Raw genomic sequence first — 16611 nt, forward strand, 5'->3', positions numbered from 1 at the left:
GGACTAAGCCGCTCGCGCGGCAATGGCGCTTGTGGCTGGCGGTGCGTTTCCTGATCGACGTCGGTTCTTTGTGTCTCGGGTTCCTGGCCTGACGATTGAGACTTCTCAATCTGATGGACAGGAGGGTCCGATGACAGAGGAGAAGACCACCGCGCTGCGTGAGCGGATGATCGAGGACATGCGCATCCGCGGGATGGGCGACAAGGCGCAGCAAGGCCACATCCGGGCGATCAAGGATTTCGCGGCCTTTCTGGGGCGCTCACCCGACACGGCGACGCCGGAGGAGTTGCGGGCCTACCAGCTACACATGACCAATGCCGGGGTGACGCCCTCGACATTCAATGTCCGGATCATCGCGCTCAGGTTCTTTTTCGGGATCACCTGCGGGCGCGAGGAGATGAAGCGGTACATGCAGTTCCAACGCAAACCGCAGAAGCTGCCGGTCGTCTTGAGCGTCGAGGAGGTCGCCGACCTGCTGGCCGCGGCTCCCGGGCCCGGGCTGAAGTATCGGGCGGCGCTCAGCATCAGCTATGGCGCCGGGCTGCGGGCGTCGGAGGTGTGCCACCTCAAGGTCACTGACATCGACAGCGAGCGCATGCTGATCCACGTCGAAGAAGGCAAGGGCGGCAAGGATCGCAAGGCCATGCTATCGCCGGGCTTGCTGGATCTGCTGCGCGATTACTGGCGGGAGGCGCGTCCGCGGGGATGGTTGTTTCCCGGCAAGCCGAAGATCAATCCGATCTCGCCGCGCCAGCTCAACCGGGCCTTCACCGCGGCCAAGCACATGGCGGGCATCGCCAAGCCCGCAACGCTGCATACCCTGCGCCACAGCTTCGCCACGCATCTGCTGGAGGCGAACACCGACGTGCGGGTGATCCAGGTTCTGCTCGGCCATGCCAAGCTGAGCAGCACCGCCCGCTACACCCACGTCGCCACCAAGTTGATCCGCGACACCATCAGCCCGTTCGAGCGCCTGAAGCAGTTGGAGGATCTCACCCTGAGGCGTCGGCTGGAATGAAGCGCGCGCCGGGGTGCCCCGGCAAAAGCTGGAGATCGCTGACATCTTCCGAGCCTATGGGCCTGCGTGGCGGCGAGCCAATGCCGGGCATGTCAGCCTGACCCAGCTCAAGGTCATGGCGGCGATCGAAGCCTGCCGAACCGAGGCGCTCGGCGGGCATGTGGCGGCTTGCACCAAGTGCGGGCATAACCACATCGCCTATAATTCCTGCAAGAACCGGCACTGTCCGAAGTGCCAGGGCCCCGCGGCGCGCGACTGGATGGCCGCCCGCGCCGAAGACCTGCTGTCGGTCGAGTATTTCCACGTGGTCTTCACCCTGCCGGCCGAGATCGCGCAGATCGCTTACTGGAACAAGAAAGCTGTCTACGACCTGCTGTTTCGGGTATCGGCCGAGACGCTGAGCACTATCGCCGCCGATCCCCGGCAGCTTGGCGCGCACATCGGCATGACCAGCGTGCTACACACCTGGGGATCGGCGCTGATCCATCACCCGCATGTGCACATCATCGTGCCCGGCGGCGGGCTGTCGCCGGATGGCACGCGGTGGATCTCATGCCGCCCCGGGTTCTTCCTGCCGGTGCGGGTTCTGTCGCGACTGTTCCGGCGGTTGTTTATCGCAGGGCTGCGGGCACTGCATTGCGCCGGCGATCTGAGGTTCTACGCTGATCTGACAGCTCTCGCAGAGGCTGACGCGTTCGCCGCCTGGCTGTGCGCAAATCAGAATGGGTCGTCTATGCCAAGCCGCCGTTCGGCGGTCCCGAAGCGGTGCTCGCCTATCTCAGCCGCTATACCCACCGGGTGGCGATCTCCAACAGCCGTCTGATCAGCGCCGATGCCGAGACCGTCACCTTCCGCTGGAAGGACTACCGGATCAAGACCGGCGACCGTCAGAAGGTGATGCGGCTGGCCACCGACGAGTTCATCCGCCGCTTCCTGCTCCATGTGCTGCCCGACGGTTTCCACCGCATCCGCCATTACGGCCTGCTCGCCAGTGCGGGCCGCAAGACCAAGGTCGCAAAGATCCGCGCTCTGCTCGGAGCGGAAACGGCCAAACACAATGATCCGCCAAGCGCTGAGACGATCCCGCTCACTCTGAGACAGCCATGCCCCGAGTGCGGTGGCCCGATGCGCATCATCGAGATCTTCCGACGCGGTCAGAAACCCAGAGCCCGGGCGCCACCGAGAAAGCAGGCCGCATGACAAGGTGCCCGTCACATTGGCCAAAGCCGACCCGAAAACACTCTGCATTCCGGGATCGGATCGCTTTGCGCCCAATAACACTGAGCATCGCAAAAGCGTCGAAATCGGCACCAACGAGACCGCCAGATCTGCTTCCGATCATCGCCTCCCACACCCTCGGGTCGGCGCCTTTGCGTCTGTCGGCAGCGCCGAAGTCCACAACAGACGCCCGCGGCCCCGCGCTTTCCCCATAGGTCCCACCCAGCCTCCGCGGCTTCCTCCTTCCAAGGTTTGTCAACGCGGGCCGCCCAACGCCAGCGGCAAACGTCGCGCTGCGGCCCGCATCGAAAAACCTTCAGGAAAGCAGTCGTTGCAAGTATGCTGTGATAAGCTGCTCAATGTGGAGAAAAGCCTGCCCTGGCGAGACCGCTATAACACCGAATGCCGCAAAATCTCTCGTCCGTCTGTTTTACACCGACTTGTTTCAAAACCTGGCAGCAGCCGAGGAGTGCATCGGCCGCGACTATAACAACGAGCAAGCCGGACATAGGCCGGACGTGCTCCGCGCGCATCCCTCGTTTCACCGGGGCGAGGGACCCAGGCTGATCAGCCGCTTCGCCGCGTCCGCCGCGGCGATGCAGTAGCCACGGTCCCCGTGGATCAGGATCATGACCATCGCCCCTTCGATCAGCAGGAACAGCTCGCGCGCCCGCTCCTTCGGCGACGGCACGTTCGCTTCGGCGAGAAGCGTTTCCAAATGCTGCTCCAACAGGGCCTTGTGCTCACGCGCTATCGAGCGCGCGGGGTGGCCGGACAGATCGGCGAGTTCGATGGCCAGCCGGGTGAAGCCGGAGCCCGCCCAGCGTGGCTTGGAAGACCACTTGACCAAGCCTTCGAACAGCTTGTCGATCAGCGCGTCCGCGCCGCCCGACAGGTCGATGCCGTAATTCTGGAAGTCGGCGAAGCTGCGCTCGTGCTGCGAGGCGAGCACCGCGGTCAGCAGCGCGTCCTTGCTGTCGAAGTGATAGTAGAGCGTGCGCTTGGTGACGCCCGCGGCATCCGCGATCTGATCCATGCCGACGCGGAAAAAACCGCGGCGGCGAAACAGCTTGTAAGCCGCCTGCAGGATTTCGGACCTGGTCTCCTCGGACGCTCTGGGCATGGGGCGCGCCGCCATCGCCGGTAAGTATACTCGCTAGTGAATTTACATCAGCGGGCACGCGGCCTTCAATGATCACCGCAAGCGAATATTCGATGGGAGGACGACGATGGAACGGGTAGTCCCCACAGCGCTCGATGTCCCGACAGGGATCGTAACACCGCCTGACACGGCCGACGCAGCGTCGGTGAAGCCAAAGCTCATGACAAATATGACCTGCATCGAGGACCTGCGCAGGGCGGCGCGTCGCCGGGTGCCGCGCGTCTTCTTCGACTATGCCGAGGCCGGCTCCTATGCGGAGCAGACGCTGCGCGCCAACCGCGCCGACCTCGAGCGCATCACGCTCAGGCAGCGGGTGCTGGTCGACGTCGAGCATCGCGACACGGCAACCACGATCCTCGGCGAGAAGGTGTCGCTGCCGGTGGCCCTTGCGCCGATCGGCCTCGGCGGCATGCAATGGGCCGATGGGGAGATCCTCGCCTGCCGCGCCGCGAAAGCCGCAGGCATTCCCTATACAATGAGCACGATGTCGATATGCTCCATCGAAGACGTTGCCCAAGCGGTCGGCAAGCCGTTCTGGTTCCAACTCTATGTGATGAAGGACCGCGGCTTCGTGCGCGCGCTGGCCGAGCGCGCGCAAGAAGCCCGCTGCAGCGCGCTGGTGCTCACTGTTGACCTGCAGGTGCTGGGGCAGCGCCATGACGATGTCAGAAACGGGCTTTCGGTGCCGCCGGCGCTGAAGCCGCGCACCATCCTGGACATTGCCAGCCGACCGGGTTGGGCTGCTCGCATGCTCACGGCAAAGCGCTGGACTTTCGGCAACCTCGTCGGCCACGTGAAGGGCGAGGACAGCGTCACGGCCGTCGCGGACTGGGTGGCTCATCAGTTCGATCCAGCGCTGAACTGGAGCGATGTCGACTGGATCCGGAGCATCTGGCCGGGCAAGCTGATCCTCAAGGGCATCCTCAACGTCGACGACGCGCGCAGCGCCAGCAAGGCCGGCGCCGACGCCATCGTGGTTTCCAACCATGGCGGCCGGCAACTCGATGGCGCGCCCTCGACCATCTCGATGCTGCCGAGGATCGCCGAAGCGGTAGGCTCGGAGGTGGAGGTGCTGTTCGACGGCGGTGTGCGCTCGGGCCAGGACGTGATGCGAGCGCTGGCCCTTGGCGCCCGGGCCTGCCTGGTCGGTCGCGCCTATGTCTACGGCCTCGGCGCTGGCGGCGAGGCGGGCGTGGCGACAGCCATCGAAATCCTGCGCAACGAGCTATCCGTCACCATGGCACTGACGGGCACGCGGAGCGTCGCGGAGGTTGATGGGAGGGTGCTGAATTAGGGGCTCGAGCGCTGAGACGCCGGCGGGACAGCGCCCCCTCTGGTCTGCCGACCATCTCCCCCTCGAGTGGAGATGGTCGGCTTCGGCGACCACGCCTTCCATGCAGGCGGCGGGCCGCAGTCGGAGCAGCAATGACCGCTAAGGGTCGAAACGAGCCGTGCGTCCGCCGGCCTATTAATGACCGCTTACGGGGCGCTAAGCGGATGTAAATAGTGCCGGCTGCCTCCGGCACGCGAAGCGCCACCGCTGGCTTCCCCTGCCCGCTCAGTTATATGGCGAATTGCAGGCGCGGCGCGGTCCATCGTGGGGCTGGAAGGTATTGTCGGTCGACCGGTAGGAGATGTAGCGCTCGCGGCACCAGCGCATATGGGCATTGGCGTCGTAGCGGATCAGCTGCTGCTGCCGGCGCACGCGTCCCGGGTCGAGTGCTGGCGGCTTCGGCCCGCCGACGGTCGCGCCCGGGCCGATGCCTATGTCGTAAGGCTGGCCGCGATAGCGCGCGGCGGCGCCGGAGTTCGGATAACGGTTGACCTGGAAGTCCCGGTATTCCCGCTCGATGAAAAGCTCGTGGCGGGACATGCCCCGGTAGCCGCTGCCGTAGTTAGTGCCATAGTTTCCCCTGAGCGGCACGCCGATGCAGACGCCGATGCACGGCGTCTGGGCCTTGACCGGCGGCGCGGCCGAAACGGCGGTCAGGAGCGCAAGTGCGATGGTGGCTGCAATCTTCACGGGCTTCACCTTTCCCTTCCTTCATGAAGGAACGTTTCTCACGGCAGAATTGATCCCCCGTCAATATACACCATCTGGCATTGAAAGGCCGCGCGACCCCGCAAGCTCTCTCGCCTACAGCGCCGCGCGTTTTATCGGACGCGCAAAGGGCGCTGTAGCACTTTGAAGCGCTGCATGTTTGTTTCCTTAAATCGGGCACGATTTAGGGAAACATGCAGTAGGCTGGCTACTGAATGCTCCCCCTCAAGACCTGCAGGGCCGCGCGTCCACTCGCTGCTGCCTCGTCGGCCGCGGCATGGGGCGGCTCTCCTGCGCGCCGCCGAATTCAAGGAAATAGCATCCCCCGCGCGTGTGTTTTAACGCGCGGTACCCTCAGCACACGGGTCACCCGTATCCACCGTCAATAGTAAGGCGAGACACACACCTGGCGCGGACCGTAATAGGGCTGGAACGTGTTGTCGTAAGCCCGATAGGACCGGTAGCGCGCATAGCACCAGTTCGTGTGCGCATTGCCACCATAATAGGTCTGGCGGTAATAGCGCGGCGCGTAGTAGCGCGGACGGTAGGTCGGGGCGTAGTAGCCGCCATTGTAGTAGCCGCTATCGTAGTAGCCGCCATTGTAGTAGCCGGGGCCGTAATAACTCGGCTGCGCCAGCGCGCCGCCGAGGAGCGCTCCGACAGCAAGCCCGCCGAGCGCCCAGGCCCAGTCATCGTCGCCGCCGCCATGGTGGTGATGATGGCCGCCGTGATGGCCGCCCCATCCGCCCCTGTGTCCGCCGCGATGACGCCAGTACTGGACCGGCTGCACATCCGGCACCCCGATCTTCGGGGCCGTCGGAGCGGAAATGGTGGGAAACGCCATGGCCGGCGGCACGCTCGTCAGCGCCGTCGCCAGCGACAAGGCAATGATAGATAGCCTCTTCATTGGCTTCACCTTTTCCTCCACAGCGCCGCGCGTCAAACGTGGCGCGCAAACGGCGCTGCGGAACTCTAAGTCTGCTGCATATTTTTGTCCTTAATCGGTTTCGATTCAAGCAATTACGCAAGCAGCAGGAAAGCATTTCGTTCAAATAATGGCCGAATCACGGTACCGCGCGACCCACCGCGAAAAAACTGCGATATCTTGCTCGCGAGACGCCCGCTCGACCGCGACGGCCACTACGGCGTTTTCTTCGCTGCCCGTCACATCGCAACAATCAACTTGACCAACGCAATCCGTCAGTGATGTATCCGAACAGGTGTCCGCCATGTCCCCGGGGCTAAACAACAAGCACGGGGAATGAGGAAATTCGCGGCTACGGCCGAGCGAAAAATCATGCCAACTGAGGAACGCCCTGTCACGCCCGCGCCGACCATCGGGAACGCTCTTGCCGCTACGGCGTTATCGTCTCAACCGCAGCGTTCGTCCTGCATGTTCCCTTAAACCGGGATCGTTTTAGGGGTAAAATGCGGGAGGTGGCCTTTTTGCGTCGGAAGTGACGTTCGGGCGCCGGAGAGAGGGCGCATGCTGCACGGCGTCCGTGCTGTGGCCGGATGCTGGAACGGACACAGGAGCAATGCCATGAGAGTATCTCTGAAAACACTCGTCCTCACATCCGCCCTTGTCGGCGCGGCCGCACCGGCCCTTGCCGACATGTACTATGTGGATCGCGCGCCGACAGGCAGTATCTACTACGCCGATCCGACACCGGACGTCGTTTACGTCGATCCGATGCCCACCGGCAGCATCTATTATCAGCGCTCTTATCGGATTCCGCCGGCGAACCTGGGGGCGGCCCGCGATCGCTACACCAACGAATACCAGGGCAGCCACCAGAACGACTACTACCTGGGCATCACGCCCCCGCCAACAGCGCCGTGAGGCTGTGGGATGTCGTCATTGCTGCATGATTCCTTAAATCGGAATCGATTTAAATCATGCAGCAATTCAAAGCGCTACAGCGACCTTTGCACGTCCGGTTAGACGCGCGGCGCTGTGGCAGGAGGCTGCTCCAGACACTGGAAACTGCCAGTGTCAAGGAAAATATTCCTATAATTGCTCAAACAGAGCACCGCCCTCTCCATATTCACGCAAGCCCTTGTCGAAGAGCAGCGCGTTGAGGCCGCGTTTCAACCATGCGAGTTGCGGCTCCGGCATCAGCCGCAGGCCCTCATAGTCCATGACGCAGACGTTGAAGACAGTGGTTTTCACCTGCCGTCCTTCCGCGCATCCGGAAAGCACGCTGTCGAGCCGCATCATCCGATCGGCGGCCTTCAGCGCGATCCGCGCGCGCTCCTCGGTCGTCTCGCCCGGGTGTCCCGCGACGCGATCGAGCGCCTGGGCCCGCACGCTCGGGTAGGCAATGCCGTTCCGATGATAATAGCGCGCCATCGCCACGGCATAGTCATCGCCCGCCTCGCGCTGCTCGGCGGTGATTCGCCCGTCCAGGAACAGGCGGCCGAGCGTGTAGCCGGCAAAGGCGCTCGTTGTGTCCAGCCCGTGCATGCGCTTGCGCGCCGCCAGTGCCACCGCGATCATCTCCTTTTCGCTCTCCTGTCTTGACCATTCCGGCCGGATCTTGCCGCAGGCAAAGCGCGCGGCATTGACCTTGCGCGGGCGTCCAAGCTGGGCCTTGCGCTTTGCACGCAGTTTGTGGGCTTTGCTCGTCATTTTCGGGGTCCTTTCAAAAGCGGGGTAGGAAAAGTGTGAAGCGGTTTTGCGTCTAGCCCGCGTCAACAAGAAGCGGGGTAGGAAAAGTGGTTCCCGGCATCCGTTCCTCGCCGCGCGATAGGAGAGCACGGTGAGGAAAATGTCCGTCCGTCTCGTCCCAGTCGGGCGCGGAGCACGTGAATCGATTTCTCTGAAATCAAGCGCAACTCCTTGAAACGCTTACGCCGATCGCCAAGCCACGACCGGCTCAGGCCTCCGCGGATCGCCGTTGGACGACGCCGAGTACGGTCACATGGTTGCGGCGGAAGATGCGGCCGATCAGCGGTAGCGAGAGGTCCTTGCGGGCGTCGTAGACGGCGCGCATGCAGGCGTGCCGGGGCTCGACCAGCCGGCGCTCGCGCCGCACGCTGATGATGTCCTCCCAGCTGACCCCCGGGAACCGTTCGAGCACCGCCGCAACGATCTCCTCGACCGGCGGCCGGTCGCCGTCCTCGGCCTCCTCGCCCGCCCGCTGTCCAAGCAGCACCTGCGCCTGGGCGATCAGCCGCGCCCCGGCATCGGCAAGCTCCGTCTCGAGCGCCGCGATCCGCCGCGCCTTCGCCGCGTTGTCGCTCGCAAGCGCTTGGACCCGCCTTTCGAGCTCCGCCGCCGCGGCCGCCGAAACGACCGCGTTTGTCGGCCGGACCAGCCGTTCGCGCACGGCGCCGTAGTGCTTGCTGAGCCGTGCCAGTTGCGACTGTGTTTCTTCCGAAGGGTTCGTCATTCCTCTCTGCTGTTTCCCCTGCCGGCGCGCTCTTTGCCGGCCCTTGTTCTGCGAGCCCAACAATGGCTCAATTCATTTGCCGGCTAAGTTTTTCTCAACCGACATGGTAACTGCACGAAGCGGTCGACGGACACAGCCACCTGCACCGTCTTCGCCATCATTTTTGTCGAGACCGGCGCCGCGATCCGCCATCCATCGATGTTCTCGAATTCCCGCACGGAGCCAGCCGGCGGGAACTCCCTCGGCCGCGGTCGGCGACGTCTGGTTCGGGTGCGAAGCCCTGTCGGTTGAGATCCAGCCGGCAGGGCTTCGCGCTGACCGCCGGGGAGGAGAGCGGCGATCAGTTCTGCGGGGTGCAGGAAAAGTGCGAAGCGGTTTTCCGTCTGCAGCCCGCCCCCCCAAGAAACCTCAGGAGTGCAGGAAAAGTGCGAAGCGGTTTCCGTCTGCACCCCACACTCCCAAGAACCACGGGGCGCGGGCTTTTCCACACCTCAAAGCCGGGGAAGATCGTGCGTGGCGCCCTTCTGCCGACGCCGCTCGGTCCCCCTTCGCGCATCGCAGTAGATGCTCCACAAGACTGATCTAGGGCACCGCCGAAGGCTTGAAAGGCGCGCACCGGACGAAGGTCGGTAAAATCTTACGCTGCCGCCTCTTCATCACCATCCTCCGTTGTTCGCGTTTCCATGTCGGCATGAATGACATTGTTCATGTTGTCATGTCAACATGATTTGTGTTATTCATGTCGATATGTTCCGAACCACGAGCAAGAAACATGTTCCGAGCCATGAGCGACAAAGCTGAAAGATTGCGCGAGGCGCGCCGGAAGGCCGGCTATCGGTTTGCCTCCGATGCCGCGAACGCGCTTGGCGTCATCGCCTCGACCTATCGCGCCCACGAAAACGGTCAGAACGACTTCGAACTCGCCGAAGCCAAGATCTACGGCCGCCGTTTCAATGTCGATCCGTACTGGCTGCTGGAGGGCGACCGCCGGACCGGCAACAGTGCTGCGCCCGTGGAGCCAGTGGGCGTCTACAAGCCGAACGGCACGAGTGTCACCCCGATCGTGGGCCAGGGCAAAAAGATCCCGGTCTTCGGCCAAGCCGTCGGCGGAGTGGATGGTGAATTCCTAATGAATGGCAATGTGTTGTACGAAGTCATGGCGCCGCCGATCCTCTCGGACATTTCCGGCGCTTATGCAGTCTCGGTTTCCGGCGATTCCATGTATCCGCGCTATGAGGACGGTGAGGTCTGCTTTGTCGACCCCAAACGTCCGGTGAGGCGCGGCGACTACGTGATCGCCCAGATCCGGCTCGAAGAAAATGGCGCGCTGCTCGCCTACGTCAAGAAGTTCGTCCGCCACAACACCGCCGAATTGGTGCTCGAGCAGTTCAACCCGCCAAAGGAACTCCGCTTCGACGCCAACACCGTCCACTCGGTCCACTACATCGCACTCGCCGGGAACGCGTGAGGCGCGGGTGGCGGCGCCTCACCCTACCGGCCGTCATCCTCGGGCTTGACCAGAGGATCCGAACACGGACAGCAGATGGCGCCCTGAACATAAGCGGTGACTCGGTTCTGGATCTTCGGGTCAAGCCCGAGGATGACGGAACGGGGAATGCCCGTTGCCCCCATCAAGTCAGTTGAGCTGCGTGGATGCGCCCCGCGCCGCTCTTGATTCCCCATCGAACAAAATTCCATGTCGACAACACCAAAACAACACGATCCGTGTTGACATAGACAAAGTCGCACGCGATGTTGCGGTCAACACAAACAACACGACCGATGCGGCAGCCAGACCCATCGGTGACCGGGAGAGCGCGCCGGCATGTCCATCCTCATGATAAAATCCGGCCTGCACGGCCACATCGACGAACTCTTTGCCGCCGATCTTCGCCGATCGAGCGATGCCGAGAACCAGCAGGCGCTGAAGACCTTTCTGGCGAGTGTTTATTCCAGCCTCGCCTCGCTTGCCTGGCATCTCGGCGCCGATGGCAATGTGTTCCAGCGCGAGGCCCTGCCCGCCTCCGAGCTCACTGACGACGCCTTCTTCGCGCTCAACCACGAGCGCGAATTTACCGTAGGTGGCACCGGCCGCGACCAGCGCCAGGTCGGCACCCACAATCATCGCCAGCAGTTTTAGGTGGTCATGATGCGCGCCGAAACCTACGCCGTCGTCAATCTCGCCGCCTTGAACCTGATCGAGGCGATGAGCGCCGCCTATTATGCGACCGAAGCCGAGGCCGCCGCCCGGCATGCCTTTCGTGTGAGGGAAATGCTGAAGAAGATCGCTACCGCGCTCGAACGGGAGCCCGCCTATGGGACTGTCGAAGCCCTGCATGTTGTGCCAACGTTGGGTGATGCGACGGGGAACGCGCCGAAGCCCGCCGGCATCGCGCCCCCTCAAGCGACAAAGCCCGCCTCCCCTCGCTTGACGCTCGTATCGGGCCGCTCGGCCGCGCCAGCAAGCCCGGCTGAACGGTAGCCGGCATAAGAATAGGGCCAGCGAGGCCCTGCCCCGCACTTTCGCCTTCGCTGCGTCTCCTTGATCGGCATCAAGGTGCGCGCCCCGGCGAGCGACTAAAAGCTTCTTTCATGGATGGTATAGAGAGCGCTCCGGGAAGAGTGCGCGATCCGAAACCAACTGTATGTTTCCTTAAGTCGCAGCCGATTTGAGGATAAGACATGCAACGCGAAGTGCTGCAGCATCCCCTGCGCGTCCGACAAGACGCGCGGCGCTGCCGTTAAGGAGGGGTGTCATGTTCGTCAGGGAAATGACCGAGCAGGAATGTATCGCGCTCGTCGCCTCGGGCCGCCTCGGCCGGCTCGCCTGCTGCCGGGAGGGCAGGCCCTATATCGTTCCGATCCACTATGCGCTCGCCAGCCGATGCCTCTACGGCTTCTCGATGCTCGGACAGAAGATCGAGTGGATGCGCGACAATCCTTGCGTTTGCGTCGAGGTCGACGAGCTTGTGAGCCACAACCAGTGGAAGAGCGTCGTCCTCTCAGGCCGCTACCTGGAACTGCCGGATACCGATCAATGGCGCCATGAGCGCCTGCATGCCTGGTCGCTCCTCGAAAAGCACGTCAACTGGTGGGAGCCGGGCGGCCTGAAGCCCGGCCCGCAGCCGATCGCAGACGCCTCCCCGCATGTTTTCTATTGCATAGACATCGAGGAGATCACCGGCCGCGCGGCGATGGCGGGCGAACCGGTATAAATGCCGTTTAAGCCTCTCTTCCGGGGCCGTTCCTTCGCCTCATGCAGAGATTGCGATGATCTCGAGCTCTTGATCGCCGACGCCGACGACATCGCCGACGGCTTTGCCCATGAGAATCCTTGCGACCGGCGAGACATAGGAAATCGATCCCGCCTTAGGATCGGCTTCGTCCTCTCCCACGATCCGATAGGTCTGCACACGCCCGTCGTCACGGCTGAAGGTGACCGTGCTGCCGAAGGCAACGGTGTCGTTTGATGTCGGGTCGGGCACAAGCTGGGCCGAGCGAACGCGTTCCGCAAAGTAGCGCAGATCGCGCAACGGGTTTGCCGCCTGCCGCCGCCGTTCGTTCACGTCTTCGATCGCGTTCGTCGCATCATAGGCTTCGCGCGCCTGCCGGAGCTGCATTTCGAGCGCCTTCAATCCCGCTTCCGTGACCAGGTTCGGATGGGGTGAAATCGCACGGTCGGGCAGCAGGGTTTCCGCAGCCGTTTCGGCACTTTCTTCCTTGACGAAGGCAACGCTCACGATCGAACTCCGTTTAAAGCAATTCCAGGAATAGTGTATAGCGGTTTTCCATCTGGAATTGCGCAGTCTAGAGGAGCAATTCCCGGAAAAGGGTGTAACGGTTTTCCGTCCGGGAATTGCGTCTTTTCAAGGACGCGATGTCTGACAGCGCCGGCGAAAACAACAGCGTTGTCAGAATCCGGATGCGGCGACCACGGACCCGACCAGTGGCCGATGCGGATGCCTACTATACGATGTTTCCGATCGCCGGCGCGACTGGAATCCCGCCCGGTGCCCAGCGTCCGCTTCCGGCGCCCATGCCGATCTCCACCGTCAACCTCCGCGCGTCCACAATTTGCCAGACACTTCGACATTTCTGTCATGACTTTGCCCTCTAGCAGAGGTTGAGATATCCACCACCCGATTCGTCGCCGACAGAAAGGTCACAAATGACAAGCCTAAAACTGGCAGCTTTCAGCCTGATCGTCTCAACGCTCCCCTTCTCGCCCGCTGCGGCAAACGAAGACGCCTTCCAGTCGAAAGCGAGCGCCGCCTTTGCGGGCGTCATCGAGGAATACAAGATTCCCGGGCTCGTCGTGGGCATGACCAAGAACGGCGAGCATGGCTTCTATGCGACGGGCCTCGCATCAAGTGCCGACAACCGTCCGGTAAACCCCGACACGCTTTTCGAGCTGGGATCGATCAGCAAGGTCTTCAACGTGACGCTGGCGGCGCTCGCCGAACAGCGCGGCCAGCTATCCCTGGATGACAAGGTTTCCCGCCATCTGTGCGCCGACGCCTGCTCGATCGGCAACGACATGATACTCATGGATCTCGCGACCCATCATTCCGGCGGGCTGCCGCTGCAGGTTCCCGATGACATCGCGGACACGAAAGAGCTCGTGAATTGGCTCCAGGACTGGCAGCCGCCACAGCCTGGAACGCGCAGCTATTCCAATATCAGCATCGGCCTTCTTGGCCACATCGCCGCAAGCGCGATGGAAATGGACTATACGCAGGCGGTCGAGACGGTGCTGATCCCCGCATTCGGTCTTGAGAACACCTTTATCGACGTGCCCGCCAAGGCGATGGACAACTACGCCTTCGGCTACGAGCGCAAGACCGACAAGCCGATCCGCGTCACCCCGGGCGTCCTCGACGCGGAAGCCTACGGCATCAAATCGAGCGCGCGCGACATGCTGAAGCTCCTGGATGTGGAACTCGGAAACGCGACCGTTTCCCCGGAGTTGAAAGCGGCTGTTGAGCGCACTCGGGAAGGCCAGTTCAGAACCGCCAAATTCACGCAGGACATGATCTGGGAGCAGTACCCCTGGCCCGTCGATCTCGAGACGATGGTGGCGGGTAACGGCTATGATTTCATCCTTCATCCGCAGAAGGCAGAAAGGATCAAGCCGGCGCTTGCCCCGCAGAAGGATGTCATCATCAACAAGACGGGATCGACGAACGGCTTCGGCGGCTATGTCGTGCTGCTTCCGCGCGAGAACCTCGGTATCGTCGTCCTCGCGAACAGGAACTATCCCAATGAAGCGCGAGTTCGGGCAACCTATGCCCTGATCGAAGCGCTGCTTTCGAACTAGGGCATAGACTCATAAGGATCTGATATCGTGACCTGGATAGCCCACGATATGTCTTCGACCATGTATGAGCGCCACGACGGCGGCAATAGCTTTTAGCTATAGGATGCCAACGCATTACAGCAGCCTCCTAGTCGCCATTTCGACCTGTATCGTTTTTCTGTACGGTTCCATCCGCTTGGGTGTCGGAAAGCGGTTTCGCGTGCCTCTACGGAGGATGTCTGCAGTCGTAGGGTTGCTCTTTGCCAGCTACTTGTTGATCGATGCCTTTGAGGGCTTTTCGATCCTCGTCGGCGTTGGAGTGCTGCTCGCGACGTACGGTCTCTTTGATCCAGAGTTTGGGCGATGGCGAGCAAGCGAGTTAGGAAGCAACCAGGTGTATCATAATTGGCTTGATCGTTGGGACGAGCGGCGGGCGCGGCGCGGTGAGGAAGCGAAGAAAGTAACGGATTTCATTCTCGACGCCGGCAGGGCCATTCCGGGCGAGAAGAGGATAGAAACCATCGACGAGTTTTGTGTCCTTGCGGACCAGGCCCTGTCTGATTCAAGCTTTTACGATGAGCCGAGCGGGAGCACTCAGGGCTTTGAAAGGGACGATGGGTGGCTCAGATTTCCATCGGGCATTTCTACTGACGTCGAAGAGAACAACGTCGTTTGGGCAAAAATCACCGAGAGCGGCTCGCTCGATCAGGCATTGGTGATTTTTCATCACTGGAATGCCAGCGCCCGAAATCGTCAGATTGCCAAGTTTTCTCGCAGCGTGGGATCACGGTTGTCGAGATTGCTATGCCTTATCACTTCGAGCGCAGCCGTCCCGGCTCGCTGTACGCCGATTATATGCTTAGTTCGAATCTCGGCCGAACGATCCAATCTGTAAGGCAGGCCGTATGGGACGGGCGAAAGCTCATCCGCTGGCTGAAGAGCGAAGACTATCGAGAGGTCTCGGTTCTCGGCATGAGCCTTGGCTCATGGGTTGCGGGATTGATCGCTGCGCATGATCCGGGTGTATCGAAGGCCTCATTATTTTTGACGGCGGGTAGTCTCGCAGACATGGTTTGGACGGGGGGCGCGCGACCCGATCGATACGTGACAGCCTTGAGCCCGTAATTGAGCTCACCGATCTCCGAAAGGCATGGAGTCCGCTCAACTTGGAGAATTACGCGCATAATCTGGCACGGCCTGGTCTCGATCTTCACGTTGTGTTGGCTGAGAGAGACAAAGTGGTTTTGCCAGAGCTGTCGGAGAAATTCATGCCGTTTACTGCGAAGGTGACATGATCGTCGCTGGCAAAGAGAGTGACCCTGTTACCGAAAGCCGCAGAAGGCCTCAGGCTGCGGTGTTGGGACGTGACCAGTGCCCACCTTAGATCGCGTAGATCAACGGTCACGTCCTTCTCACTTCGCAATTCAAATCGATGTTTTGGTCCTGCCGGAAGATCGTTGATCACGGCGGCCTCGCATCATTCGTCGCCTTGATAGTGCTGTCAGCTCTCCGATTGAGGTTGGAGAGTGCCTATGCGCGACTGGAGTCGAGCTGCTCGTTCTTCTGTATGACTTCTTGCGCCTTTGCATAGCTTTCGATCAGCAGCTTGTAGGGCGGGAAGATCAGGGTGTACAGCTCGGCCCACTGCTGGGCATCGTCGCGGTGCCAAGTGCTCTGCAGCTCAGACGCGACAGCGGCGGTGTCTGTCGGGACGACACCAGCCTGCACGATGCGAGCCAGCCTGATCTCCTGCGCCATCTTGGAGTAGGTGCCAGAGGCGTCGACAACCGCGAATACTTTATAGCCCTCCTGAACGGCACTGATTGCGGGGAACGCCATGCATACGCTCGTGACCGTGCCTGCGACGATCAGCGTCTTCTTTCCAGTCTTTCGCACAGCCTCAACGAAATCTGGGTTGTCCCAGGCGTTGATCTGACCCGTGCGCGCGACATATTGAGCGTGCGGTGCGGCCTCATGAATCTCGGGAATCAGGGGGCCATTGGGTCCCTGCGGAACAGACGCTGTTGTAATTACCGGTATCTTGCAGAGCGTGGCCATTTTGGCGAGCGCGATAGCGTGATTACGCAATACCGGCATCGGCATATCGGCCACGGTTTGGAAGAGACCACTTTGATGATCGATCAACAGCATCGCGGCGTCCTTGGGGTCGATCACCGGACGAGCCCCATTGAAATTAGCGGGTGCGGTCATGGAGTAATCCTTCCTCTTGGGCTGTGGTGGCGCCTTGGTGTGTTTCTAGAACTGAAGGGGCGCGAGCTAAATTAACGCGAGTTGAAACCGCTTTGCTAGACTAAGACTAGCGCTTACAGAACCCTGTGTCAGGGCAGATCGAAACAATCGGGCCCCCAGCGACGCTATCACAGCAAGCGTCGGGTAGCTGTCGGTGATGTCGGAAGCCTTAAAGGGGCTGCCGGCGTGCAGCGCATCGTAAGGTAGCGCCTTCCCGCAGTACAAGCCAAG

At 61.8% G+C, this 16611-nt stretch carries 15 protein-coding genes and 4 pseudogenes; 12 read left to right on the forward strand and 7 right to left on the reverse strand.

Annotation, left to right across the window (positions count from 1 at the left end):
- Positions 1–130 precede the first annotated feature (130 nt).
- Positions 131–1018 (forward strand): tyrosine-type recombinase/integrase, encoded by an 888-nt coding sequence (locus GHK62_RS30990; protein WP_153437046.1) that lies wholly within the window; start codon positions 131–133, stop codon positions 1016–1018.
- Positions 1019–1031: 13 nt separating this feature from the next.
- Positions 1032–2218 (forward strand): annotated as a pseudogene (locus GHK62_RS30995) (IS91 family transposase).
- 559 nt (positions 2219–2777) lie between these two features.
- On the opposite strand, the gene GHK62_RS31000 reads toward GHK62_RS30995, so the two are convergent.
- Complete coding sequence (locus GHK62_RS31000) at positions 2778–3374, reverse strand: TetR/AcrR family transcriptional regulator (protein ID WP_153442823.1); 597 nt, start codon at positions 3372–3374, stop codon at positions 2778–2780.
- Between the two features lie 184 nt (positions 3375–3558).
- Here GHK62_RS31000 and GHK62_RS31005 point away from each other — a divergent pair, with 184 nt between their 5' ends.
- Positions 3559–4692: an alpha-hydroxy acid oxidase gene (locus GHK62_RS31005; protein ID WP_153442855.1), complete on the forward strand. Its 1134-nt coding sequence runs from the start codon at positions 3559–3561 to the stop codon at positions 4690–4692.
- A gap of 264 nt (positions 4693–4956) precedes the next feature.
- On the opposite strand, the gene GHK62_RS31010 is transcribed toward GHK62_RS31005, so the two are convergent.
- Positions 4957–5421, reverse strand: coding sequence for a BA14K family protein (locus GHK62_RS31010; RefSeq protein WP_283064939.1), 465 nt, complete (start codon positions 5419–5421; stop codon positions 4957–4959).
- A 400-nt stretch (positions 5422–5821) separates the two neighbouring features.
- On the reverse strand, positions 5822–6346 hold the full coding sequence (locus GHK62_RS31015) for a BA14K family protein (protein WP_153442821.1): 525 nt from the start codon (positions 6344–6346) through the stop codon (positions 5822–5824).
- 120 nt (positions 6347–6466) lie between these two features.
- Between GHK62_RS31015 and GHK62_RS35320 the strand changes: the two are divergent.
- Positions 6467–6704 (forward strand): annotated as a pseudogene (locus GHK62_RS35320) (hypothetical protein); the annotation flags it as partial.
- A gap of 221 nt (positions 6705–6925) precedes the next feature.
- Positions 6926–7282 carry a hypothetical protein gene (locus tag GHK62_RS31020; RefSeq protein ID WP_380784563.1) on the forward strand — a complete coding sequence of 119 codons (357 nt, stop codon included), beginning with the start codon at positions 6926–6928 and terminating at the stop codon, positions 7280–7282.
- A 168-nt stretch (positions 7283–7450) separates the two neighbouring features.
- Here the strand turns inward: GHK62_RS31020 and GHK62_RS31030 are convergent, their stop codons facing one another.
- Both GHK62_RS31030 and GHK62_RS31035 read right to left on the reverse strand, forming a co-directional pair.
- Complete coding sequence (locus tag GHK62_RS31030) at positions 7451–8071, reverse strand: hypothetical protein (protein ID WP_153442817.1); 621 nt, start codon at positions 8069–8071, stop codon at positions 7451–7453.
- A gap of 247 nt (positions 8072–8318) precedes the next feature.
- Positions 8319–8834: a helix-turn-helix domain-containing protein gene (locus GHK62_RS31035; protein ID WP_153442815.1), complete on the reverse strand. Its 516-nt coding sequence runs from the start codon at positions 8832–8834 to the stop codon at positions 8319–8321.
- A gap of 784 nt (positions 8835–9618) precedes the next feature.
- Between GHK62_RS31035 and GHK62_RS31040 the strand changes: the two genes are divergently transcribed.
- The 4 genes from GHK62_RS31040 (at position 9619) to GHK62_RS31055 (ending at position 12049) form a co-directional block, all read left to right on the forward strand.
- On the forward strand, positions 9619–10302 hold the full coding sequence (locus GHK62_RS31040) for a LexA family transcriptional regulator (protein WP_153442813.1): 684 nt from the start codon (positions 9619–9621) through the stop codon (positions 10300–10302).
- Positions 10303–10659: 357 nt separating this feature from the next.
- Positions 10660–10974 (forward strand): hypothetical protein, encoded by a 315-nt coding sequence (locus GHK62_RS31045; protein ID WP_153442811.1) that lies wholly within the window; start codon positions 10660–10662, stop codon positions 10972–10974.
- Positions 10975–10980: 6 nt separating this feature from the next.
- Complete coding sequence (locus tag GHK62_RS31050; RefSeq protein ID WP_153442851.1) at positions 10981–11316, forward strand: hypothetical protein; 336 nt, start codon at positions 10981–10983, stop codon at positions 11314–11316.
- A 274-nt stretch (positions 11317–11590) separates the two neighbouring features.
- Complete coding sequence (locus tag GHK62_RS31055) at positions 11591–12049, forward strand: pyridoxamine 5'-phosphate oxidase family protein (RefSeq protein ID WP_153442809.1); 459 nt, start codon at positions 11591–11593, stop codon at positions 12047–12049.
- A 39-nt stretch (positions 12050–12088) separates the two neighbouring features.
- Here the strand turns inward: GHK62_RS31055 and greA are convergent, their stop codons facing one another.
- A complete protein-coding gene (gene greA, locus GHK62_RS31060; RefSeq protein ID WP_184109006.1) occupies positions 12089–12574 on the reverse strand; it encodes a transcription elongation factor GreA in 486 nt (161 codons plus the stop codon).
- Between the two features lie 428 nt (positions 12575–13002).
- On the opposite strand from greA, the gene ampC reads away from it, so the two are divergent.
- From ampC to GHK62_RS31075, 3 genes and pseudogenes are all read left to right on the forward strand, one after another.
- On the forward strand, positions 13003–14151 hold the full coding sequence (gene ampC / locus GHK62_RS31065) for a class C beta-lactamase (protein WP_153442805.1): 1149 nt from the start codon (positions 13003–13005) through the stop codon (positions 14149–14151).
- Positions 14152–14166: 15 nt separating this feature from the next.
- Positions 14167–14524 (forward strand): annotated as a pseudogene (locus GHK62_RS31070) (RcgA family putative transporter); the annotation flags it as partial.
- A pseudogene (locus GHK62_RS31075) lies at positions 14525–15401 on the forward strand (RcgR family putative quorum lactone hydrolase); the annotation flags it as partial.
- Positions 15402–15660: 259 nt separating this feature from the next.
- On the opposite strand, the gene GHK62_RS31080 reads toward GHK62_RS31075, so the two are convergent.
- Complete coding sequence (locus GHK62_RS31080; RefSeq protein ID WP_153442803.1) at positions 15661–16341, reverse strand: hydrolase; 681 nt, start codon at positions 16339–16341, stop codon at positions 15661–15663.
- Between the last annotated feature and the right edge of the window lie 270 nt (positions 16342–16611).

The organism is Sinorhizobium terangae (assembly GCF_009601505.1).
Classification (GTDB): Bacteria; Pseudomonadota; Alphaproteobacteria; order Rhizobiales; family Rhizobiaceae; genus Sinorhizobium; species Sinorhizobium terangae.